The organism is Chryseobacterium sp. UF-81, assembly GCF_058245105.1.
Genome location: NZ_JBSIBX010000008.1, coordinates 53,417 through 78,033, shown reverse-complemented (window position 1 = coordinate 78,033; position 24,617 = coordinate 53,417). Strand labels below are relative to the sequence as shown.

The following is a 24,617-nucleotide window of genomic DNA, read 5'->3' as shown; positions in this document are numbered from 1 at the left end:
AAATCGAAGATTTTCAAAACTTAAGTGGACTTTTGTGCACTAAGCCTGTTACCTAAAAACAACTTAAGTGTTCAGTTTTGTATGTTTCTTTTGTGACTTTCATTAAAAAAGTTTAAATAATTTTGTTATTAAAATGTGTTTGTCGTATAGTGAAGTTTTTAATACATGACGAAAAGTGAATGGTCAATTGTGAATCCGTTTCACTTGTCAATTTTCAGAATTCACCATTGACTTGCGAAGCAAAATTGACTTTTCACATATAATAAAAAAACAGGATGCTTAAAAAGCATCCTGTTTTTTTATTGATATCAGTTCATCCCAATATATTTGAACTTGAACAATTGGCAGGATGTACCGTAATAATCCCAAAGGTGTAAGTTTGAATTGCCGTCCATGGTACAGTTGGGGATATCCCAGCCACGCGTGGCATCTACCTTGGATAGGATTTTGTAATAACCATTGGAAGCAGCGACTACCTGCCAGCTCTGTGCATCATTACCATAGTTCTGCCAGAGCCGGATTGAAGTCCCCAGTGTATTGCTGTTGCTGGCCAGGTCAATGCAGCGGTTTGTTGCGCTAGCTTTAGACACAAAACGCCAGTATCCATTGCCTGCGTCAATGGCAACCCATCGCTGTGCAGCAGCGCCATTCCTTGTCCATGGTCTTAATATTGCACCATTGGCGTCTTCTCCTGATTTCAGATCAACCACTTTGTTGGCATCGGTCTGAAACTCGATCTCGTAAATACCATTGTTGACCAGGCTACTGTTTGTATTACAGTTTCCAACAGGATAATTGGAGGATGCATATTGCTGGAACCACTGTTTAACCGGGGCAGCGCAGGCTTCCCAATCGTTGTTGTAGGCTGTTCCTGCATTGGGATCGCCTTTGTGGAGGAGATTATCCGAGGCAAGAACATTCCAGCTTACATTGCCGGATTGATTCACAATATATTTTAAATTGGCGCCAAATCCGCTTCCGCCTGCCGTACCGGTGTTACCAATGCCGAAGGTACCATATCCCTGCGGTGCCCAGTCGGTTTCAGTAATGGCGATCGGTGCAATGTCTGCAACCGGTTTAACGTTGACATTCCATGCGTTTTGAAAGGATTGATAGTTGCTGAGACCACCCCAGTAACCGGGATAAATATGAACAGCATATCCAATATTACCACCTGTGATCTGATTGTTGACATAGCCTTGATAGTGCGATTGCCAGCCTGTACCCGGAATCCAGCAAACATTATTGGCTCCGTTGTTGCGAATGATGTTGACTAATGGCTGGAAGAAGTTTTTAAGTGCTGCAAAGTGCTCGTTCCCCGTTGATCCCCATGTGCCGTTTGTCCCCAGAATCTCAACAGGTTCGTTAGCTAATTCGAACATCACATTGTCAGCATTTTTTAGGCTCGGATGTTGCGACAAAAAGGTCCATACGGTTTTAAGATAGTTATGATAGGCATCGTTCACAGCAATACGATTTGGACATACGCCTGGCGGACGTAGGATGACATACATTCCCAGGCTGCGGGCATGGTTGATCAGTGGGATTATCACCTGATCTGTATAAGTAACCAGACGGTTATAATTGAATCTTGAGATATCATTCTCAGGGATAGCCGGTCCGGGATCATTGGTCCAATACGGATCAATATGAAGGCGGATGTAATTGAGATACCAGCCATCGGCAGCGCTGCTGAGCTTGTTCATGACAGCCTTATTATAGTTCAGAGCACCCTGTACATTGTAATTATCCCAGGTACAGTAGCCGGAATTAGCACCATACTGACAGCCGTTGAACCAGGGGCTGGGAGTTATAGCAACACCATGTAAGATAACATTATTGTCGCAAGGATCTTTAAGGTATCTGCCTCCAACATGCAGCATTGGTGTTGCTGCCAATGCTCTTGCGCTGGCGTTGGCACTTAGGTTTTGTTCAGATTCTTCTTGTAAAAACTTTTCTTCCATCCGGGAGCAGCTTGAAAGGATGATTAACAGAAGAGAGGCTAGAAGTAGCCACATTTTGTTTGTTTTCATATTGTTATATTTAAAGGTTTGGTCTTAATTTTTTAGCCGCCAATATCCTGGTTCCCATCCCGCACAAAAATATTGGACAGATAAGTGAACTTCTTGATTTTGTCAACGGTGGATCTGAATGAGGCCTGATGTTACGATTTTCTATTAAACCAACTGCCTGTTTGTCTCCCGGCTTTCTTTACCTATTCTTTAACATTAGTTTGGGGAGGACAATGGAATCTTCTTATTCATTTGAGGTTCTTACGGATGTAAGTATGAAGTTTGTGAAAATTCGGTTTTCAGTTAAATACGGTTATTAGTTTTGCATAAAAATAAACATATTTTTAAATATAAATTAATATTTTATTAAAATTTAACATAAAATTGGATATCATAAATAGACTAATTACCCGAATAGTTATAATACTTTTTGTGGTAGGGAAAATAAAAAACCTTATCATAAATTTTTATTATGATTTTTTTAAAAAAAGGTGGAATGACTATGATCCTGTGTGAAATTTTTCTATAATAACACAAAAAAAATCTCAGATCAGTGAGATTTTTAATAGTGTTAATAGGGTGTATTCGGAGGTTTTTCCAATTCTGAATTGCTAATTTTCTGAAACTTTTTTGTGAAATTTAACCGATTATACCAGTTAGATTTTAAACATAAATCCCTGTGAGATTTTTTTGTTGTATTTTTTTTCGTCAAAGCGGTAAAGAAAAGAACCTTTTCTGGATGAGGTCATGTCCTTTTTATTGGTATTGACAAGGATATCCATGCTGTTGATTTTGCTGGTGAAATTCCGCTTATCAAATTTTTCATCAAAAATAGCCTCATAAAGATTCTGAAGATCCTTCATCGTGAATTTTTCGGGAAGAAGCTCAAACCCTATAGGCCCTGTTGAAGCTCTTCTTCTCAGCCTTGCCACAGCATCTTTTACCATTTCATTATGATCGAAAATAAGTTCAGGTGCTTTCTGAAGTTCAACCCATTTTGCACTGTACTGCTCATTGATCTGAATATCTTTCTCAATATTGATCAGCGCGTAATAGGAAATTGACATGATTCTCGCTGTCGGTTCACGTTTAATTTCCGTATAACATTTCAACTGCTCAAGATAAATATTCTCAAGACCGGTCAATGTATACAAAACCCTGTTGGCTGCCTCATCAGAAGTCTCGTCACTACCGATAAAACCACCCATGAGCGACCATTCACCCATCTGCGGTTCAAAATTTCTTTTTACCAAAAGGATTTTAAGATTTTCACCGTCAAAACCGAAAATGATGCAGTCAACGGCAACAAGGTGTTTGGGATATTGGGAGTAATCCTCAGTCATCTTTTATATTTTATACAAAGGTAAAGCTTTTATGGATATACAAATGTGATTCATACACTTTTTAATCTGAATCATTTATTTCATTAAAATTATGGTTAAAGGATATTTTGGGAGTTGAAGCAGTCATCAAAACTGGAAAATACCACTGAAATCAGGTTAATTGCATATGAATTGAATGTTAAAATTGTGTTAAAACTAAAATAAGAATTAATAATAATCAAACAAAATAGCTTAGCGTTAAAAATACGATAAGGTATTTGCTATATCGTTGAAATTCTTGCTAAAACGTATCCTGAAATCATTTTCATAGGGAATTGCGTGATTGTATGGTTTTATCTTTCTGTAAGTTGATTATCTTATTTTTTATGATAAGGGTGTGCTTTTTTTGTTATTTTTAGGGCTTTAATAAAGGATTTAAATGAAAAAATGGATGGCACGGGCTCAAAAAATGTTTGGTATATTGATTCTTTCTATTATTTTAGAAATGTTGAATTAACATTTATCCATGACTCCAAAACTTTCAGTTCTTTTATTGTGTTTTGCTTCATTTACCTCAGCCCAGGTTAAGGAGAAAATTCATTATTTTCCTTTGGAAACTGTCAGGTTATCAGAGAGTGTTTTCAATAAAGCCATGGTGGCAGACCGGAAATATCTCATGGCTATAGAGCCGGATAGATTGCTGGCTCCTTACCTTAAAGAAGCCGGACTGAAATCAAAGGCAGGAAATTATCCCAATTGGGAAAATACAGGACTTGATGGCCACATAGGAGGGCACTATATTTCCGCTTTATCCCTGATGTACGCTTCCACAGGAGATTCTGCAATAAAACAGAGGATTGATTATATGATCAGTGAACTGGAACGCTGCCAGAAAGCATCTCCGGATGGATATATGTCAGGAATTCCGGATGGAAAAAAAATATGGAAAGAGATTAAACAGGGAAACATACGTGCTTCAGGTTTCGGTTTGAACGACCGGTGGGTACCTTTATATAATATTCACAAGCTGTATGCAGGATTACGCGATGCCTATTGGTATGCAAAAAGTGAAAAAGCAAAAGCAATGCTTATCAGGCTTACAGATTGGATGGCGAATGAAGTTTCAGGCCTTTCTGATGAACAGATACAGGATATGCTGCGCAGTGAACATGGAGGCCTCAATGAAGTTTTTGCTGATGTTTATGAGATGACTCAAAATAAAAAATATCTGCAGCTGGCTCACTGCTTTTCCCATCAGGCTATCCTTAATCCTCTTCTGGAAGGAGAGGATAAGCTTACAGGTCTTCATGCCAATACGCAGATTCCTAAAGTAATCGGATACAAACGTATTGCTGATCTTGAAAACAATAAATTATGGAGCAATGCCGCTGATTTTTTCTGGCATAATATTACAGAGAAAAGATCATCTGTCATCGGCGGAAACAGTGTCAGTGAACATTTTAACCCCGTCAATGATTTCAGCAGCATGATAAAAAGTATTGAAGGTCCGGAAACCTGCAATACCTACAATATGCTCAAGCTGACCAAAGAACTTTATGCAACGCTGCCCGAATCTTACTATATAGATTATTACGAAAAAGCATTATACAATCATATCCTTTCTACGGAAAATCATGATCAGGGAGGTTTCGTCTATTTTACGCCGATGCGTCCCGGACACTACCGTGTTTATTCACAGCCTCAGACCAGCTTCTGGTGCTGTGTAGGTTCCGGAATGGAAAATCATGCGAAATATGGAGAAATGATTTATGCCCGGTCGGATAAGGATTTATATGTGAACCTGTTTATCCCTTCCACATTGACATGGAAACAGCAAAAAGTAGTGCTCCGTCAGGTCAATAACTTCCCGGAAGTTCCTGAAACAACATTGATCTTTGATGCTGCAGGAAAGTCAGAATTTGATTTAAAACTGAGATGCCCGGAATGGACCACTCCTTCGGAAGTGAAAATTATGATCAACGGAAAACAGGAGAAAGTACAACGTGGTTCCGACGGCTATTTTACACTGACTAAAAAATGGAAAAAAGGAGATGTTGTGAAAATGGCTTTACCCATGCATCTTTCCGCAGAACAATTACCTGACCACTCCAATTATTATGCATTCAAATACGGACCTGTAGTGCTTGCCGCAGAATACGGAACCGAAAACCAGCAGGGACTTCTTGCTGATGACAGCAGAGGCGGCCATATTGCTCACGGTCCGCAGATCCCTTTAAACGAAATTCCCGTTATCCTTGGAAATCCTTCCGAGGTTGTCAATCATGTTGAACCGGATCATGAAAATCTGAATTTTACCCTTACAGGACTTTACCCGTCTGAAAAATTTAAAGAAGGCTTACGTCTTGTGCCGTTTTACAGTATTCAGGCAAAAAGATATATCCTGTACTGGCCGCAGGCTGATAAAAACGGAATAGAAAATACATTGAAGCAGAGAGCAAAAGAGGAATCGGAAACCAGAAAACTGGATATAATCACCGCAGATAAGATCCAGCTGGGAGAGCAGCAGCCGGAATCAGATCATTTTATAGAAAGCAAAGACTCAGGCACAGGGTATATGGAAGACCGCCATTTCCGTGATGCCAAAGACTGGTTCAGCTACCAGATGAAAAATAACGGGAAAAATGCTTCATACCTTTATCTGCTTTATTTTGATGCCAATACAAGTCGTACGTTGAATATTGAGATCAACGGTAAAAAAGTCATGGCTCAAAATCTGGAAGGAAAATCCGGAAGCTCACCTCAATATCTTGTCGTTCCGATACCGGATTCAGAGAAGAATAAAGAAAATCTTACTGTAAAATTCCTGGCAGAGGAAAAACGAATGACCGCTAAAGTCATTGAAGTCCGTTTACTGACAGGAAATTACGAAAAGAAATAAATACTGAAACAAAATCTAAAAACAGATTTTTCCCATGAAAAACAAAACCCTATACTTATTATTTTTTCTGACAGCAATTTGCAGTTTTCATGCAAAAGTAAAGCTTCCTGCTTTGGTTTCAGATGGAATGATCCTTCAGAGGAACCAGGACCTGAAGATCTGGGGCTATGCAGATGCAGGAGAAAAAATTACCATTAAGTTTATCAATAAGACGTATAATGTCACAGCTGATCAAAACGGAAACTGGACCCTTATGCTTCCAAAGCTTAATGCCGGCGGTCCGTTTATCATGACGATTAATGAGATCACCCTTAAAGATATTCTTATTGGCGATGTATGGGTAGCTTCAGGACAATCCAATATGGAGCTTCCGATGCGCAGACTGACGCCTCTTTATGAAAATGAAATTAAAAATGCGGATAATCAGAATATAAGATTCTTCACGGTTCCGCAGAAATATAATTTTAAAACTCCGCAAAATGATCTTGACGGAGGAAAATGGGAAAGTACAAACCCTCAGACCATTCTTAATTTTTCAGGAGTTGCTTATTTTTTTGCCAAAGAACTGAACGAAAAAAATAAAGTTCCTGTAGGAATTATTCATACCAGTCTGGGAGGATCTCCGGTTCAGGCCTGGATGGATGAAAAATCACTGAAAAAATATCCGGAATATCTGGCTGAAGCAGAAAAATGGAAAAATGATGAACTGATACAATCTACGGAATCCCAGGAAAGATCATTGAGCAAAGCATGGTATGCAGAGCTTGATCAGAGTGATATCGGACTGAATCAGCACTGGGAAAAAGATAACGCAAATGATTCAGGATGGAAAACCACAATTGTGCCAGGGTCATGGGAGGATCAGGAAGGTTCGTTTGACGGTTCCGTATGGTTCCGTAAAGAAATTATTCTGCCTAAAGGAGTAGATCAGAAAACAGCATTTTTAAATCTGGGAAGGATAAAAGATGCTGATGTTACTTACATCAACGGAATCAAAGTAGGAAATGTCACCTATGAATATCCGCCACGTTGGTACGACATTCCGAAGGGTGTTTTAAAAGAAGGAAAGAATATCATTACAGTAAGAGTGACCAATGGCAGCGGAAAAGGACAGTTTATCGCTGATAAGCCGTATTACCTGGAAATTGACGGGCAAAAGACAGACCTTAAAGGCGAGTGGAAATATAAAATCGGAGCCAAAATGGAAAAAATGGCTCCCGGGCAAACATTTATCCGCTGGAAACCGGTAGGGCTCTATAATGCCATGATTCATCCGCTGATCAATTATAAAATCAAAGGATTTATCTGGTACCAGGGGGAAAGCAATACAGGAAAACCAAAAGAATACGGAGATTTGCTGTCAACAATGATCTCAGACTGGCGTTCAAAATGGAACAAGAACGATCTGCCGTTCTTCATTGTACAGCTGGCCAATTTCATGGAGAAAAAAGATGAACCCCTTGAAAGCAATTGGGCTGAGCTGAGAGAACAGCAGAGACAGGTTTCTCTCCATGTTCCTTATGCAGGACTGGCAGTAACCATTGATCTGGGAGAATGGAATGATATTCATCCGCTCAATAAAAAAGCAGTGGGTGACAGGCTGGCTTTACAGGCCCTGAAAATCGGGGAAGGCAAAAAAATAATTGCTGACGGTCCCGTTTACCAGTCGATGAAAACAGAAGGAAACACCATTATTCTATCCTTTAAGCCTGAAACAGATAACCTGGTACAGGGAGAACTGAAAGGTTTTGCCATACAGCAGAAAGACGGCAGGTACCAATGGGCAAAAGCAGAAGCAAAAGGTAATAAAGTCATTGTATGGAATGATCAGGTAACCAGCCCGGCTAATGTACGCTACGATTGGGCAGATAACCCGGATGGAAACCTTAAAAACAAAACCGGACTTCCTGCTTCACCTTTTACAACAGAAGAAAATTAAATTTAACATAGAAAACCTTATCAAATTCAATGGATAATCAGCCACAAAAAATATCGGTAATAGAGAAAGTGGGGTACAGCCTGGGAGACCTGGCGGCCAACCTTGTTTTTCAGACCTTAGTTACCTATCTAACCTATTTTTACACAGATATTTACGGACTCAAAGCAGAGGATGCCTCTGTGATCACTCTTACCGTAGGTTTAATTGCCGGTTTTGGCTTTAATCCGCTTATCGGAGCACTGGCAGACCGTACAAGCTCACGATGGGGAAAATTCCGTCCATGGATTTTATTTACAGCTGTACCGCTTGGTATTGCTGCACTGTTAGCATTCAGTACCCCTCACTTTTCCTATCAGGGTAAAATGATCTATGCTGCGGTTACCTATTCATTATTACTTTTATTGTACGCATCCAATAACTTACCTTATGCTGCTTTGAGCGGTGTTATTACGGGAGATATGGGGGAAAGGAACAGTATTTCTTCTTACCGTTTTGTAGCAGTAATGTTTGCCCAGTTTTTTGTGCAGGTATTTATGCTTCCCATTATTTTATATGTAGGACATGGAGACAAGGCACAGGGAATTGAAACCGTCATGACATGGTTGGCTGTGATCGGATCAGTAATGTTGTTAATCACTTTTTTTACCACCAAGGAAAGAATTATTCCCAAGCCGGAACAGAAATCAAGTCTGAAAGAGGATTTAAAAGATTTATTCCAGAACAGACCATGGATTATTATGCTTACTGTGACAGCATTTATATTTATCACGTTGGCCATGAAAGGAGGATCTTATGTATACTATTTTAACAATTATGTGGATGAAAATGCACTGAAAAGTTTGATCTCACCCATTACGGCATTTTTTAATGCTGCCGGAATGAATTTCTTCGGAGAAGATCCAAAGTCTGCAGGATTCGGATTGTTTAATGCAGGAGGAATTGTGATGATGATCGTCGGGATTACCTTCTCTAAAAGACTGGCAGACAGATTTGGAAAACGTGACACTTTTATTGCCTCATTATTCATCTCTACACTGTTTATCCTGGCTTTTATATTTTATCCGCCAAAAGCGGTAGGAATCATGTTCTTATCACAGATTTTACACGGATTCTTTTACGGAATCAGCACTCCGCTTTTATGGGCTATGATTGCTGATGTGGCCGACTATTCGGAATGGAAGAACAACCGCAGAGCAACAGCTATTATTTTCTCTGCGATGATGGTAGGACTGAAAGTAGGTCTCAGCATAGGAAGCTCTCTGGTAGCTATGATCATAGGAAAATACGGATACATTTCGGTACACGGGAACGAACAGGTTATTCAGCCTGAAACAGTGGCTGCAGGAGCCAAAATGCTGGTGAGTATATTTCCGTCCATACCGTTTTTTATTGCCTGCGGACTGCTTTTAGGGTATAAGATCAACAAAAAAATGGAAGTTCAGATTGAAAAGGATCTGGCGGAAAGAAGAAAATAAAAACTATCAATATGAAACGTATTTTAATTGGTTTGGCAGCTTTTGCCGTCTCCGGTCTGTCGGCGCAGAAATCTGACGGGTCCTTGAAAAAAGCTTTTCAGGATAAATTCTACATCGGAACCGCCATGAGCCTTCCCCAGATTGACGGGACAGACCAGAAGGCAGTAGCGATCATCAGAAAACAGTTCAGCTCTATTGTTGCCGAAAATTGCATGAAATCTATGTTTCTGCAGCCTCAGGAAGGAAAGTTCTTTTTTGATGATGCCGATAAGTTTGTCGATTTCGGGATGAAAAACAATATGTTCATCATCGGGCATACTTTAATCTGGCATTCACAGCTTCCAAAATGGTTTTTTTCAGATAAAAGTGGGAAAGATGTTTCTCCGGAAGTATTGAAACAACGCATGAAAAACCACATTACAACAGTAGTTTCCCGCTATAAAGGAAAAGTAAAAGGATGGGATGTGGTGAATGAAGCCATTCTTGAAGACGGATCTTACAGAAAAAGTAAATTTTACGAAATCCTGGGCGAAGATTTTATTCCTTTGGCATTTCAGTATGCACAGGAAGCCGATCCCAATGCAGAATTATATTACAACGATTATAATGAATGGTATCCTGAAAAGGTGAAAACGGTCATCAAAATGGTTGAAAATCTTAAATCAAGAGGAATCCGTATTGATGGAGTAGGAATGCAGGCCCACGTCGGCATGGACACCCCTTCCATGGAGGAATATGAGAAAGCAATTCTGGCTTATTCCAATGCAGGCGTTAAAGTTAATATTACCGAGCTGGAAATTAGTGCACTGCCTTCTCCATGGGGAAGCTCCGCCAATGTTTCAGATACTGTTGCCTATCAGAAAGAAATGAACCCTTACACAAAAGGGCTTCCCAATGAGGTAGAAATGAAATGGGAAAAACGTTACCTTGATTTCTTTGATTTGTTTTTGAAACACCAAGATAAAATAAGAAGGGTAACCTTATGGGGTGTTACCGATAAGCAGTCCTGGAAAAACGATTTTCCGGTGAAAGGAAGAACAGATTACCCATTACTGTTTGACAGGAAAGACCACGAAAAACCTGTGGTACAAAAAATAATAAAGCTTGCAGAGAAAAATTAAAATCAATAGAATTTTTACTTAATGAAAAAATCAAAATATTTATTCCCGGAAGATTATATGGCAGACCCTTCCGTTCACGTTTTTGAAGATAAAATCTATATCTATCCTTCTCATGACCGTGAAAGCGGAATTGAAGAAAATGATAACGGAGACCATTTCGACATGAATGATTATCATGTCTTTTCAATGGATGATGTGGATGGCGGCGAAATTAAAGATCATGGCGTAGTACTTTCGGTAAAAGATATTCCATGGGCGGGAAGACAGCTCTGGGATTGCGATGTTGCCTTTAAAAACGGGAAATATTATATGTATTTTCCTCTGAAAGATCAGAATGATATCTTCCGAATAGGAGTTGCAGTAAGTGATAAGCCTTACGGTCCTTTTATTCCTGAAAAATATCCGATGATGGGAAGTTACAGCATTGATCCATGCATTTTTGAAGATAATGGCAAATACTATATGTACTTCGGAGGAATCTGGGGTGGACAATTGCAGCGCTACAGAGATAATAAAGCCCTTGAATCTGCTGTAATTCCTGAAAATGATGAACCTGCGATTCATTCAAAGGTGGTTCTGCTGAGTGATGACATGCTTGAATTTGCGGAAGCGCCTAAAGATGTTATCATCCTCGATGAAAACGGGAAGCCACTGCTTCATGGCGATAAGCACCGCTTTTTTGAAGCTTCATGGATGCATCAGTACAACGGTAAATATTATTTTTCTTATTCTACGGGAGACACCCACCTGATCTGCTATGCAACCGGAGATAATCCTTACGGACCGTTTACTTTTCAGGGAGAAATCCTCACTCCGGTGGTAGGGTGGACTACCCATCACAGCATTGTGGAATTTAAAGGAAAATGGTACCTGTTTTTCCATGATTCTGTGCCAAGTGGAGGCAAAACATGGCTCAGAAGTATGAAAGTGATTGAACTGGAATACGATCATGAAGGCAAAATCAAAACGATTGAAGGTCTGGAAGGACAGTCATAGTCATCTTTAATCATTTAAAATTATTCAATGCAATATCTGAGACTATACATTCTATTTTTTCTGACCATTCCGTTACTGGTTTTCGCGGAGGACGGAAGTCAGCTATGGCTTCGGTTTCCTGCAAAAAACGGCATATCAGCAGATAAAATCATTTCTAAAGGGAACAGTCCTACGCTGAACATTGCCAGAAAAGAGCTGAGCAGCCACTGGCAGGGGCAGGCGGTGGAACTTCGTACGGAAAATAAAGAGAAAAATCTGAAAGACGGTTACAGAATTGTTTCCACGTCTGAAAAAATCGTTATTTCTGCAGGCAAGGAAATAGGACTATTGTATGGTGTCTATCATATTTTACGGTTACAGCAGACAAAAGCCGATCTGTCTCACCTGAACAGTGTTGAAAAACCTTCATACGATGTAAGGGTTCTGGACCATTGGGACAACCTGGACGGTAGTATTGAAAGAGGCTATGCCGGAAGATCACTCTGGAAATGGGAAGATTTACCCGGAAAAATATCTCCCCGTTATGAAGAATATGCGAGAGCGAATGCTTCTGTGGGAATCAATTCCGTTGTTTTGAATAATGTGAATGCATCTCCCAATATGCTTAGGGAAGATTATCTTAAAAAAGTCAGGGCTCTGGCTGATATTTTCAGACCTTATGGCATAAAGGTATATCTTTCCGTGAATTTTTCTTCACCTAAAGTTCTGGGAGGATTACAAAATTCAGATCCACTGAATAAAGGCGTACAAAAATGGTGGAAAGATAAAGCTGCTGAAATTTACAGACTGATTCCTGATTTCGGCGGATTTTTGGTGAAAGCCAATTCCGAAGGGCAGCCGGGACCTCAGGATTATGGAAGAACCCATGCAGACGGAGCCAATATGATGGCTGATGCATTGAAACCTTACCATGGAATCGTAATGTGGAGAGCCTTTGTCTATAGTCCGAGCAAAGACGACAGAGCCAAACAGGCTTATCTTGAATTTGTTCCTCTGGATGGTAAATTTAAAGATAATGTGATTATCCAGATCAAAAACGGTCCTGTTGATTTCCAGCCCCGTGAAGCGTTTAATCCTCTTTTCGGTGCTTTGAGAAAAACTTCAGAAATGGTAGAGTTTCAGATCACACAGGAATATCTGGGCTTTTCAAATCATCTTGTTTTTCTGGCTCCTTTATTCAAAGAAACACTGGAAAGTGATACCTATTCTGACGGTCAGGGATCCACGATTGCGAAAATTACGGACGGAACATTAAGACCAGCAGAAATTACAGCCATTTCAGCCGTTGCCAATATCGGGGAAGATACAAACTGGACGGGGCATCATTTTGCCCAGGCCAACTGGTATGCATTCGGCAGATTAGCATGGAATCATGAGCTGAGTTCAGAGCAGATTGCAGATGAATGGATTAAAATGACGTTTACCGATGATCAGAACTTCCTGAATCCGGTCAGGGAAATCATGCTTTCGTCCAGAGAAACTGCCGTGGATTACATGATGCCTTTAGGACTGCACCATATTTTCGCCGGAGGACATCACTATGGGCCTGAACCATGGGGAGATTATAAAGGCGGAAGACCGGATTGGTCACCTGTCTATTACCATCAGGCTGATGCTCAGGGAGTAGGATTTGACAGAACAAAAACAGGAAGTAATGCTGTCTCACAGTATTTTCCGCCACTCAATGAAAAGTATGGAAATATCTCAACCTGCCCGGAAAACCTTATTCTGTGGTTTCATCATGTTCCATGGGATTATACAATGAAAGACGGAAAAACGTTGTGGGATGAATTGTGCTATACGTATGATTCAGGAGTGAAAAAGGTAAGGGGCTATCAGAAAATATGGGACAAGATGGAGCCTTATATAGACGAACAGCGGTTTGCTGATGTTCAGTCCAAGCTCAGAATTCAGTCCAGGGACGCGGTATGGTGGAAAGATGCCTGCCTGCTGTATTTCCAGACTTTTTCAAAAAAGCCTATTCCTTATGACATAGAACGCCCTGTTCATGAGCTGGAAGATCTGAAAAATATCAAACTTGATATGACCCATCACAATTAAAAAATGAGGCAGCTCTTTTTCCTGACCGGAAATGAGAGCTGCCTCATAAAAAAAACTGTACGTGAAAATTGTATTCCGTATAATACGGAATGGGTATATAATTAGTCTGAAAATGTGAATTTATTTTAGAGAAATTATTTTATTAAAAACATTTCCTTTTTCTTCAACACGGATGATATATTGATCTGCTGTTTTTGGATCCAGATCAAAAGTAAGATCCACTTTGCCGTCAGCATATTCTTTGTTCGAAGTATAATAGGTTGTATTGGAAAGATCATATACTGAAATGCTTACAGGCCCTTTTACATCAGACATACGCAGCTTTGCCATATGCCCAGAAACGAAATATTCAGGCTTGTTGACTGCGCTTACTGGTGTTTTTTCCACTTCTATTTCATTTCCGTCTGTGATTTTTATTCTGTATTTTTCTATTTTCACTTCCGATTCTGCTACCAGATAATACGTTCCCGGCTCAAAATTCTGAAGATCATAGGTCTTTGTCACATGGTCCCCATCGGCAAGATTTTCGGAAAATAACTCGTCATGTGCACTGTTGTAAACAAAAACAGATACACTTCTGGCATTTGAAAGCTCAAAGCTTAAAGTTTTGGCTTGTACGTTTCCAAAGGAAAGGGAAAAATCTCTGTCCTTACTCATTACATTTGCTGAGAACAATAAGGCTCCTGCAAAAAATACGGCTTTTAATAATGTGCTCATGGGTTAAGGCTTTTAGAATTACTATTGCAAAGCTATGGCAGCAATACTTCTCAGGCTATAATTAAATTCCCATATTTATGCACTATATTAACTTTATTTAATGTTATTGGTGTATTATTTGTTAATTTTGCATATGAAATTATTTATTTTTGGTCTATGAAACATGTAAATCCTTCTTTTGAAGCAATCAGGCCGACTATAGGAAGCAGTTTTACCAGCCTGAAATTTCTAGCCAATGAGAATATAAAATCCCATGTCTGGCATTACCATCCCGAGATTGAACTGATTTTTGTCTGCAAAGGTTCCGGAAAAAGACAGATCGGAAGCAGCATTACCTATTTTTCAGATGGAGACCTGGTTCTGATAGGAAGTAATCTTCCCCACTGCGGGCTCACCAATGAAAACACTTATAATGATTACGAGATGGTGATCCAGTTTAAACCCGATTTTTTAGGAGAACCGATCTGGGATATACCGGAGATGCAACGGATTTCGGCATTGCTGGAAAAGTCAAAGGCAGGAATCGTATTCGGAGAAGAGATGAAGAAAAAAATAGGGAAAGAGATTGTTGAGATGCATGAAGCTTCCTCTCTGGACAAGCTGTGCAGATTTCTGAAGATATTAGATGAGCTGTCCGTTACCCAGGATTACAGGATCCTGAATGCAGGAAAATATTATCTGCAGACCCAGATTGAAGACAATGAAAGAATCAATCTGATATTTAATTATGTGAAAGATCATTTCAAAGAAGCTATTACGCTGGAAGAAGTGGCTGATCTTGCCCATATGAAAGTACCGTCTTTTTGCCGCTACTTTAAAAAAATTACGAACAAAACTTTCACCCGGTTTGTGAACGAGTACAGGATTACCCACGCTCTAAAGCTTCTTGCAGAACAGCCTTTAAGCATTACGGAAGTATCCTTTGAATCCGGGTTTAATAATTTCAGCTATTTTAATAAAACTTTTAAAGAATATATCCAAAAAAGCCCTTCCCAATACAGGAAAGAATTTAATTATTTCACAGAATAATTTTCTACAGGCAATAAAATTTACATTCTCATGATGATTTATTAAAATATAAGTGTAAATTTAACACTTATAAATAATAGTCACATTTATGAAATTTTTTATTGATACCGCCAACCTGGCGATGATAGAGGAAGCTCATGTCCTTGGAGTTCTGGACGGGGTTACCACCAATCCTTCGTTGATGGCAAAAGAGGGAATTTCCGGAAAACAGAATATACATCATCATTACCTTGAAATCTGTAAAATCGTGGACGGGGATGTAAGTGCTGAAGTATTGGGAATTACTTTCGAAGAAATGGTTAAAGAAGGTGAAGAGCTTGCTGCGTTACATCCAAGAATTGTTGTAAAAGTTCCAATGACGAAAGATGGAATCAAAGCCATCCGTTATTTTTCTGAGAAAGGAATAAAGACAAACTGTACGCTTGTTTTCTCTGCCGGGCAGGCATTGCTGGCTGCCAAAGCAGGAGCCACCTATGTTTCTCCGTTTCTGGGAAGGCTGGATGATGTTTCTACAGATGGTCTTCACCTGATATCGGAAATCAGAACGATTTATAATAATTATGTTTTTCAGACACAAATACTGGCTGCTTCAGTCCGACACAGCATGCATATTATCAACTGTGCAAAGATCGGAGCTGATGTCGTGACCTGTCCGCTGGCTCCTATACTTTCTCTGCTTAAACATCCGCTGACAGATTCAGGATAGGATCATTTCATCAAAGATTCACAAAAAATGAAATAAGACCAGGCAGAGAAAAGATGGTTATGCATGAACAGTTAATTAACCCCACTGTAGAAAAATTTAAAAACGAGTTCAAATCAGAACCCGAACATATTTTCCTTTCTCCCGGAAGAATCAATATTATCGGTGAGCATGTAGACTATAGCGACGGATTTGTACTTCCTGCTGCCATAGATAAATACATCTGTTTTGCTGTCCGCAAGCTGCCACAGACCCATTTTTGTACGATCATCGCGAAAGACCTCGGAGAAGAATATACATTTGATGTTACGATGGAGGTAAAACCGGTTCAGCAGATGTGGATGAACTATATTCTGGGCGTTTTCAGCCAGTTGCAGAAGCCGGAAAACCGGTTTTGCGGAATGGAAATTGTTTTCAGCAGTACCATCCCGATGGGAGCCGGACTTTCTTCTTCCGCAGCCCTTGAATGTGGTTTTGCCTACATTCTCAATGAGCTTTTTGATCTTCAGCTGTCCAAAAAAGAGATTGCAGTGATCGGGCAAAAATCAGAACATACTTTTGCAGGAGTCCAGTGCGGAATTATGGATCAGTTTGCTTCCGTTTTCGGGAAGGAAGATAAAGTGATCATGCTCGACTGCCATTCCCTGGAACATCAATATTTTGATGCTGATCTTAAAGGATATAGCCTGCTGCTTTTTGACAGCTGTGTAAAGCATAGCCATCTGACATCCGGCTACAATGAAAGACGTAAAGATGTTGAACACGGGAAAAAAGTCTTATGGAAAAACTTTCCGGAAATTGAAAAATTCAGAGATTTTACGTTGGCAATGCTTGAGCATGTAAAAGAAGAAATGGGAAGTATTTCATACAAAAGATGTCTTTACCTGCTGAAAGAAATTCAGAGGGTAGAAATAGCAGCAAAAGCTATTTCAGAAGGAAATATGGAGTATCTGGGAACTCTTCTCACGGAAACCCATGTCGGGCTCTCAACTGAATTTGAGGTCAGCTGTGATGAACTTGATTTTTTAGTGGAAAATACATTAAAGCAGGAAGGGGTATTGGGAGCAAGAATTATGGGTGGCGGTTTCGGAGGCTGCAGCATCAACCTTATTCAGGAAAATAAAGCTGAAGAAGTGATTAAAGCCATCAGTGAAAAATATCTTGAACATTTCAACATCCGGATGAAAGTTTATCAGGTTAAAATTTCCGACGGAATAAAAGAATATACCAATGAATACATCATTTGACCGTAATAAGCATCCCCACAGAAGATACAACCCTCTATTGGATGAATGGATACTGGTTTCTCCACAACGGGCAAACAGGCCATGGCAGGGACAGAGAGAGGAAACATCGGAAGAAAACCGCCCTTCTTACGATCCGGAATGTTATCTTTGTTCTGGAAATCAGCGTGCTAACGGAGCCCGGAATCCTGCCTATAAAGGAACATATGTTTTTGATAATGATTTCGGAGCATTGCTGAATGAAGAAGTTGATTTTTCTGAAGAATCCTCCGGATTTTTTACCCTTCTTCCGGAACGCGGAATCAACAGGGTAGTCTGTTTTTCTGACGACCACAGTCTTACCTTACCGGAAATGCCTGTGGAAGACATAAAAAATGTAGTGGATGTATGGCAGAAGCAGTTCAATGAACTGGCGGCACTGGACCCTATCAATTATATTCAGATTTTTGAAAACAAAGGCAGCATCATGGGCTGCAGCAATCCTCATCCGCATGGCCAGATATGGGCACAGTCGTCAATTCCGGCTATGGTTCAGAAAACACAGGATCAGCTGAAATCTTATTTTGGAAAGAATAAAAGAACATTGCTGGAAGATTATCTTCAACAGGAAATTTCAGCTGCAGAGCGCATTGTCACAGAAAATGAACATTTTACCGCATTGGTGCCGTTTTGGGCATCGTGGCCTTACGAAACAATGATTATCAGTAAACAGAAAAGAGAAAATATTGCGGCATTTTCTGAAGATGAAAAAGAATCTCTTGCCGCTGTACTCAAGGATCTGACCACGATTTATGACAATCTTTTTGAAACATCATTTCCTTATTCTGCAGGAATCCACCAGTCACCTACAGACGGCATGGAACATCCGGAATGGCATTTTCATATGCATTTTTATCCTCCGTTGCTCAGAAGCGCGGAAGTTAAAAAATTTATGGTAGGATATGAAATGCTGGCAGAACCTCAGCGGGACATTACCCCGGAACAAAGTGCCGCAATATTAAGAAACCTTCCCACGATTCATTACAAAAAAAAATAATAAATCAATATCTTTGAAAAAGAATATGCAAATTGTGATTCTGATACCTACGGAATATTGCATTTCTCAATAAAATTATGGAGCAGATTAAATTAATTGTGACGGACATGGATGGGACATTTCTCAATTCCAGCCATGAAATGAGTCCTGAGTTTTCGGAGATTTACAAAGAACTTAAGAAAAGAAACATTTTGTTTGTACCTGCAAGCGGAAGACAGATGCCGGGCATTACCCATTATTTCGGAGAAATTGAAAGCGAAATCGGCTTTATTGCTGAAAACGGGGGCTACGTAGTCTATAAAGATCAGGAGCTTTTTGCCGATACACTGGAATACAAATATATTGTCGAGATCATCAGGGCTATCCGTGAAATACCGGGAGCCAAAGCTGTATTATCAGCTAAAAAGATGGCTTATTATGAAACCGGAGATCAGCAGTTTGTGGATTTTTTCTCTAAGTATTATACTGAAAACATGAAGAAGGATGATCTTACGGAAAAAATTGACGATACAGCCTTTAAAATAGCAGTCTATCATCCTGAAGGAGCTGAAAAATATCTGTATCCGGCTCTTAAAAGATTTGAAGAATTCGGTCTGGAAGTGGTAGTTTCCGGAGAATATTGGCTGGATGTCATGAATAAGGATATCAATAAAGGAAATGCGCTGAAAATCCTTCAGAAATCATTGGGAATCTCTCCTGAAAATACGATGGCTTTCGGAGATTATATGAACGATATAGAAATGCTGAAGAATGCCAAATATTCTTACGCTATGAAGAATGCCCATCCGAACGTAAAGCAGGTAGCCAATTTTGAGGCCTGTACCAATGACAGCTTTGGAGTTCTGAAAACGATTAAGGATTACCTTCATCTGAATTAATATCTTCTCTAAAAACTAACCCATATATGAACAAACCCACCGGAAGAAAACCCGCCAAACCCTGCTATGAGCATATCGGCGGAAAATTAGGACAGCTTCTGCTGGAACAATTTGTAGAGAAAGGGTGGATTGCCAAGGATAATCCTGCAGACCGGCAATATTACATTACTGATAAAGTAGTGGAGGAATTTACGAAACTCGGTCTCGACCTTTCACAAATAAAAGCAGAATAACCATCAGTAGAAGAGAAAAATCTTTGCAGGAAAACCAGAAAGACATTGCGTATAAATGCCTTGTACCTTTCTGAACAGAAAAAGATGAACTTTAAAGGTTCATCTTTAGTGTTTTAAAAGAGATCAGTATTTAAACTGATAAATTCCATTTTTGATACGATAGTTAAAAGGAGTACAATGCTGTTGTACTCCTTGCTTTTTAAGGCTCAAGTCCAGGACCTCCACATGAATTATACGGAACGCATGTTAATTTATCATTTACAAAACATAACCTGACACAATTTGAACCTCCAAGAATGTTTTTTAATTCTGCTTTTTGAAGCTTTTTTACATTTTTCATATTAATAATATTTATTTTGTAAAACAAATCTCAAAAATAATTATTAGATAACAGTAAAATTAACAAATTTTAACTTCAAGAATTAAACATTGTTTTTCATTGTTGTCCGGTAAACAACAAACCGGTAATTGACTTCTTAAAATCGTAAATTCCTTTTGTGTTTCTTATACTCTCTTCGTCCATTGCTTTTACCATAATTTTATTTCTTTATTTCGCATATTTACCCTTTTTATACGTTTTTTTATCAAAATGATTTCGATTTTAGGAGCTATTTTTGTGACAGTAATCAAAATGAGTTGTATAGGCTCAAAGATGATTAAGGACATAAGAGATCCTAGATATTTTTTATCATTTGTGTATAAACTGCATCGGTATAGGTGCAGTTTTTTTGGAATACACATGACCGTTTTCACGGAAAGTTCTGTAAGATCTTTTTGTTACTTTTATTATAACAAGTATTCCCTCATGATACAGCAGTTTTTGTAGGTTTACTTTAAATTCAAAATAGAAATATAAAATTGTAAAATATTATATTACTGCCTTAGCCGTTTCATTTATATAAAATACGACAATGGAAGCATTTATAATAGAGCCATTTCTCAATGCTGATAATGGTATTTCTTATATCAATACCAAAAGCATATCGGAGTTGTTGTCACTACGACCTACTGAGCTGCTTCAACCACATAGAACGGAATTTAATGTCATTTATCTTTTCGAAGAAGGCGAGGGGAAGCATACTATAGATTTTAACACAATTGATATAGAACGCAAGTGTATGCTTTTTGTTACTCAAAATCAAGTTACTCAGTTTCATGAGCCTTTTAACTACAAGGGTAAGGTATTGATTTTTACTGAAGACTTTTTTTGTAAAAATAATTTATTTCAGACCCAGTTTTTTGGGCAGACTGATTTGTTTAATGATCCATTAAATTTGCCATATTTTAATGTAGAGGAAAGATTTGATGAGATTTCCTCCTTGTTCGGCTTTATAAATGATGAGCTTAAGAGGCCTTATCATGAAGCTCAATCCGCAATTTTAAATAATTATTTGTTCAATATCCTTTTGATCGGCGAAAAATTATCTGAATATAAAGATAGAGAGCTTGCTGTTTCCAAGAACAGGCTTTTACTGTCAAAATTTAAATCTATGGTTAATAAAAATATCCACCAAAAACATACTTTAGAATTTTATGTAGAAAATTTAAATGTGAGCCTGCGGACACTTCAAAATGCTTTTCTAGAGGAAGAGAAGCAGACACCAAAGCAATGGCTGATAAACAGAATGATTCTGGAAATCAAAAGAAACCTTTGTTACCACGATAAAAGTATAAGTGAAATTGCATACAGGTTGGGCTTTAAAGAAGTAACAAATTTCATTAAGTTTTTTAAATCTAAAACAGGTTTAACTCCATCGCAATTTAGATCCCTTTCTTCCAAAAAATAGTTTCTTTTTCATAACATTTTTGGTCTGGTTATTTGCGTATGCTCTTCAACCGGTCTGTCAATCTCTGTATTGAACATCGTGATCATCATATTTGTCCACAATATCATAATCGAATGAAAAGTAAAAATGACATCAAAAAGGTATCATTTTTTTTCGGAAATTGATAACTAACGCGAGGTTATTTACCATATTATTGCGTTTTCATGATAACGTCGTTTTAAAAAAAATATATTGATAGGTATTCTCACAATCATTATGAGTCACGTTTTTTACCTCATATTCTGTGTCTTCATTTCCTGTACAATGGAAGCTGAAAAAGAAGAAAAATTTAAGGGTCTCTTTTGAAATTTGCAATTATACAAATATAAATGACCAGACAAAATCATTGGGACATCCTAAGCTTCAGGAATTTTTAAAGGAATTTAATTTTAAACCTGTGTTTTTGGTATTAGGGAACAATAACTCAAAAACAGAAGGAAATAATATAGTTTGCAGCTGCGGTCAAAAGATGAGGGAACTAAATTTAATGGTTAAGGATTGCAAAGGATGCGTCAGCCCATTGATGAACCCAGCATCTATTAAAATTTTGATTTCATGTTTGGCAGTTTCAATAACTACAATTATTGGGTTAATCGTATTTATCAGAGTAAAAGCAAATGCAAACAATTCAGATGTTTATTTGCTTGAAAAAAGTATAAATATAAACCCCACAGAAATAAACGATGCTAAATTACTAAGCTCAATTAATACTAATACAGAGCTGTTAATTCTGGCAAAGCTAAATAATTTTGAAGATAATAACATGTTTACGAAAAAGGGGGTTACCCTGGGCAATCTTGCTACAGAATTTGGGACGAATGTAAAATACTTATCTGCGATTATTAAAAAACATAAATCTGATAGCTTTAAGACCTATATTAATACGCTTAGGATAAATTACATAATCAGTAAGATGGAAAGTGACATGACTTACAAAAAATTAAGATAAGCTATCTTGCAGAAATTACTGGCTTTGCTACCGCTTCTTCATTCACCAAAACTTTTAAAGAAATTACAGGCCTCCCACCATCCTTATATTTTGAAAATAAAAAATGATAAATTGGTTCCCGAGTAATAAACTAATTGCAGATTTCAGAAAATGAAATCAGGTGGGTATACTTTTTTTTCCAGTTGGCTATCGTATTCCTGCTCAATTTAAAGATTGAAGCAGTTTTCGTATTGCTTAAACGGTTTTCAATCTGATAATTTAAAATCTTTGAAATACTGCGTTTATTATAGGCTTTGTGTTTTTGATTCAAACTAAACGTGCTCTTATCAATGCCTCCAAAAATTTTTTGATTCAGCTCAATTATATCGAATTGAGATAGCTCATTTTTACTTAATATCGGCAGGCAGACATCTTTCCTGTTCGGAAATTTTTGTTCAAGTATATCTAAAAAGATCAGCTTATAGTTTGGTGTAAGATTCTTCTCCATATAAATTATATTTATTTGATTTAAGCTTCTCTACTTTCATATTTGGATACCCACTTATACAGGGTTATCTTTGGGATTCCGTACCTATTTATAATCTGTAATTTTGTCATTTCTCCGGAAGAAATCTTCTCCATAATAAATGCTATTATTTCCACTGTATATAAGTTTTTGCGCAATTCTGTCCTTGCTGGCTTTTTCGCTTCATAATTTTCTGTGCCGGGACGAAGCTTTGCTTTAGGAGAATACAATATCAGGTGCTGGGTGTAAATTCTGAAAAAATCGTACTTTAAAAGCTTGCTCCAGCTGAGAAGAACCTCTGTATCCAAAGTTTCAGCTTCATACATTTTGTTGATTTCGTTCAGATCACATTTGAAAAACGCGCAGATACAGCTTGTTTCGAGTCCTGATTCCATGACTTTTAAGCCAATCATTTTCCCGATATGTATTTTCTTATAATTCATACTCTATGCAAATAATCAGGCAAAGCCTTTTAAGTTTAACGGTTGGATACTAGTCAGAAACCTTATATACAGATACAGATACTTTACTATCGGTGAGTAATGATAAATTAACGTTTCCAGTTTCAACAGCAAATGTTATGGTCTCACCAGCGTTCAGTGGAACAATAGCTCCAAGAGTCGTAGAGGTAACAGGTACCGAAGCAAGTGTGACACTAAGAATAGATACACGGACAGCATCAATAATTTTCTGCTCAAATACAGCATTGCCATTTTTCAGGATGCCTAGTCTTTTGCCCCCTAACACACTTAAATCAATTCCTCCTGCCAATTGCACCTCATATTTAACTTCATAAAGTCCTGTTTTGGGTGCTGTATAAACTCCATTGTTGAGAAGCGCTGGAACTCCTGCCTTAGTGTCTGTTGATGTAAGGCTTATTTTATTCCAGCTTGTCCCGGAAATGCCCAGGTTTATTAGAGACCAAGCACCATTTTTGCTTGCAAACAGAGCTGTTCCTGTTCCGCCTGACTCCTTGTTGCCATTAAAGGCTGCCCAGACATTGTTAGGGGCATCATAATAGTAATATCCGGATGCTGTGACATTTACTGTTTTGGGGGTTGAAGTTCCGACGGGTGCTGTAACATATACTATAGCTCCATTTTGAATGTTACCATAAACAGAATCTTTAGCTTTTAATTGATCACCTGTAATCCGTGGAGGTAACAGTCCGTCAATTGAAGTGGTTATAGTTGGACTTCCTACAATATCCATCGTTGCAGAAGGATTGGCAGTGTTCACCCCCACCTGTGCATAAAATAACGATGTTATGACTAGACAGAATGCTAATAGCGAGTTTTTTTTCATGGTATATATTAGATTTGGTTGTAACAATTATTACTGTTGTTAATGCTTACACAGCTTAAAGACGTTCTAACATTTAACAGTGTAAAAGTCAACACAAAATCGCAGGCACACAAACGAATATCTATCCATTTTCGGAAATCTTATAGTATAAATTTCCGAAAAACAGCTACATTTTTGAAAGTAATAATGATCAGTATGGCAAAGGAAAAGAAGGTTACTGAATTGCTGTTCAAAGACTATACATATAAAATTTGAAAATGAAACTCGAAGGCAGATATAAGTTTTCCTATTATTTATTTTAAAATGGCTTACCTGTATCTCAATTCAGAATATGACTATTCAAATAATAAATTGTATCATTTTTATG

The 24,617-nt window shown here is 38.3% G+C and carries 21 protein-coding genes; 14 read left to right on the top strand and 7 right to left on the bottom strand.

From position 1 onward, the window contains the following. Positions 1–308 precede the first annotated feature (308 nt). Positions 309–2,033, bottom strand: coding sequence for an RICIN domain-containing protein (locus AC4IFE_RS12515; protein WP_490757517.1), 1,725 nt, complete (start codon positions 2,031–2,033; stop codon positions 309–311). A gap of 635 nt (positions 2,034–2,668) precedes the next feature. Next, on the bottom strand, positions 2,669–3,355 hold the full coding sequence (locus AC4IFE_RS12510; RefSeq protein ID WP_490757516.1) for an NUDIX hydrolase: 687 nt from the start codon (positions 3,353–3,355) through the stop codon (positions 2,669–2,671). Between the two features lie 505 nt (positions 3,356–3,860). Here AC4IFE_RS12510 and AC4IFE_RS12505 point away from each other — a divergent pair. Genes AC4IFE_RS12505 through AC4IFE_RS12480 form a run of 6 tightly spaced genes read left to right on the top strand, consistent with a single transcriptional unit; the run spans position 3,861 to position 13,825 of the window. After that, entirely contained in the window at positions 3,861–6,233 is a 2,373-nt protein-coding gene (locus AC4IFE_RS12505) for a beta-L-arabinofuranosidase domain-containing protein (RefSeq protein WP_490757515.1), read from the top strand. 34 nt (positions 6,234–6,267) lie between these two features. Next, on the top strand, positions 6,268–8,172 hold the full coding sequence (locus AC4IFE_RS12500) for a sialate O-acetylesterase (protein ID WP_490757514.1): 1,905 nt from the start codon (positions 6,268–6,270) through the stop codon (positions 8,170–8,172). 29 nt (positions 8,173–8,201) lie between these two features. Beyond that, positions 8,202–9,647, top strand: a complete 1,446-nt coding sequence (locus AC4IFE_RS12495) for an MFS transporter (RefSeq protein WP_490757513.1) — start codon at positions 8,202–8,204, stop codon at positions 9,645–9,647. Between the two features lie 11 nt (positions 9,648–9,658). Then, on the top strand, positions 9,659–10,768 hold the full coding sequence (locus AC4IFE_RS12490; RefSeq protein ID WP_490757512.1) for an endo-1,4-beta-xylanase: 1,110 nt from the start codon (positions 9,659–9,661) through the stop codon (positions 10,766–10,768). Positions 10,769–10,789: 21 nt separating this feature from the next. Continuing rightward, positions 10,790–11,764, top strand: a complete 975-nt coding sequence (locus AC4IFE_RS12485) for a glycoside hydrolase family 43 protein (RefSeq protein ID WP_490757511.1) — start codon at positions 10,790–10,792, stop codon at positions 11,762–11,764. A gap of 27 nt (positions 11,765–11,791) precedes the next feature. Beyond that, positions 11,792–13,825, top strand: a complete 2,034-nt coding sequence (locus AC4IFE_RS12480; protein ID WP_490757510.1) for an alpha-glucuronidase — start codon at positions 11,792–11,794, stop codon at positions 13,823–13,825. Positions 13,826–13,945: 120 nt separating this feature from the next. Here AC4IFE_RS12480 and AC4IFE_RS12475 read toward each other — a convergent pair whose 3' ends face one another. Then, positions 13,946–14,542, bottom strand: a complete 597-nt coding sequence (locus AC4IFE_RS12475) for a hypothetical protein (RefSeq protein ID WP_490757509.1) — start codon at positions 14,540–14,542, stop codon at positions 13,946–13,948. 156 nt (positions 14,543–14,698) lie between these two features. On the opposite strand from AC4IFE_RS12475, the gene AC4IFE_RS12470 reads away from it, so the two are divergent. The 6 genes from AC4IFE_RS12470 to AC4IFE_RS12445 all read left to right on the top strand — a co-directional run bounded on the left by AC4IFE_RS12470 (position 14,699) and on the right by AC4IFE_RS12445 (position 19,665). Continuing rightward, positions 14,699–15,571: an AraC family transcriptional regulator gene (locus AC4IFE_RS12470; RefSeq protein ID WP_490757508.1), complete on the top strand. Its 873-nt coding sequence runs from the start codon at positions 14,699–14,701 to the stop codon at positions 15,569–15,571. An 88-nt stretch (positions 15,572–15,659) separates the two neighbouring features. Then, positions 15,660–16,277, top strand: coding sequence for a fructose-6-phosphate aldolase (gene fsa / locus AC4IFE_RS12465; RefSeq protein ID WP_490757507.1), 618 nt, complete (start codon positions 15,660–15,662; stop codon positions 16,275–16,277). 59 nt (positions 16,278–16,336) lie between these two features. Continuing rightward, positions 16,337–17,521: a galactokinase gene (gene galK, locus AC4IFE_RS12460; RefSeq protein ID WP_490757506.1), complete on the top strand. Its 1,185-nt coding sequence runs from the start codon at positions 16,337–16,339 to the stop codon at positions 17,519–17,521. Then, positions 17,505–18,554 (top strand): UDP-glucose--hexose-1-phosphate uridylyltransferase, encoded by a 1,050-nt coding sequence (locus tag AC4IFE_RS12455; RefSeq protein WP_490757505.1) that lies wholly within the window; start codon positions 17,505–17,507, stop codon positions 18,552–18,554. Before galK ends, AC4IFE_RS12455 begins: the two co-directional genes overlap by 17 nt. 77 nt (positions 18,555–18,631) lie before the next feature. Continuing rightward, positions 18,632–19,432: an HAD family hydrolase gene (locus AC4IFE_RS12450; protein WP_490757504.1), complete on the top strand. Its 801-nt coding sequence runs from the start codon at positions 18,632–18,634 to the stop codon at positions 19,430–19,432. 26 nt (positions 19,433–19,458) lie between these two features. Then, entirely contained in the window at positions 19,459–19,665 is a 207-nt protein-coding gene (locus AC4IFE_RS12445; protein ID WP_490757503.1) for an ArsR family transcriptional regulator, read from the top strand. A gap of 199 nt (positions 19,666–19,864) precedes the next feature. Here AC4IFE_RS12445 and AC4IFE_RS12440 read toward each other — a convergent pair whose 3' ends face one another. Then, positions 19,865–20,005, bottom strand: coding sequence for a bacteriocin-like protein (locus AC4IFE_RS12440; RefSeq protein WP_490757502.1), 141 nt, complete (start codon positions 20,003–20,005; stop codon positions 19,865–19,867). 571 nt (positions 20,006–20,576) lie between these two features. Here AC4IFE_RS12440 and AC4IFE_RS12435 point away from each other — a divergent pair. Continuing rightward, positions 20,577–21,452, top strand: a complete 876-nt coding sequence (locus AC4IFE_RS12435; RefSeq protein WP_490757501.1) for a helix-turn-helix domain-containing protein — start codon at positions 20,577–20,579, stop codon at positions 21,450–21,452. Between the two features lie 283 nt (positions 21,453–21,735). After that, positions 21,736–22,440: a hypothetical protein gene (locus tag AC4IFE_RS12430; RefSeq protein WP_490757500.1), complete on the top strand. Its 705-nt coding sequence runs from the start codon at positions 21,736–21,738 to the stop codon at positions 22,438–22,440. Positions 22,441–22,570: 130 nt separating this feature from the next. On the opposite strand, the gene AC4IFE_RS12425 is transcribed toward AC4IFE_RS12430, so the two are convergent. The 3 genes from AC4IFE_RS12425 to AC4IFE_RS12415 are packed head-to-tail and all read right to left on the bottom strand — an operon-like array spanning position 22,571 to position 24,184. Further along, positions 22,571–22,927, bottom strand: a complete 357-nt coding sequence (locus tag AC4IFE_RS12425) for a helix-turn-helix domain-containing protein (protein WP_490757499.1) — start codon at positions 22,925–22,927, stop codon at positions 22,571–22,573. Between the two features lie 20 nt (positions 22,928–22,947). Beyond that, positions 22,948–23,388: a transposase gene (locus AC4IFE_RS12420; protein ID WP_490757498.1), complete on the bottom strand. Its 441-nt coding sequence runs from the start codon at positions 23,386–23,388 to the stop codon at positions 22,948–22,950. Positions 23,389–23,437: 49 nt separating this feature from the next. Next, positions 23,438–24,184 (bottom strand): phage tail-like protein, encoded by a 747-nt coding sequence (locus tag AC4IFE_RS12415; protein WP_490757497.1) that lies wholly within the window; start codon positions 24,182–24,184, stop codon positions 23,438–23,440. Positions 24,185–24,617: the final 433 nt, after the last annotated feature.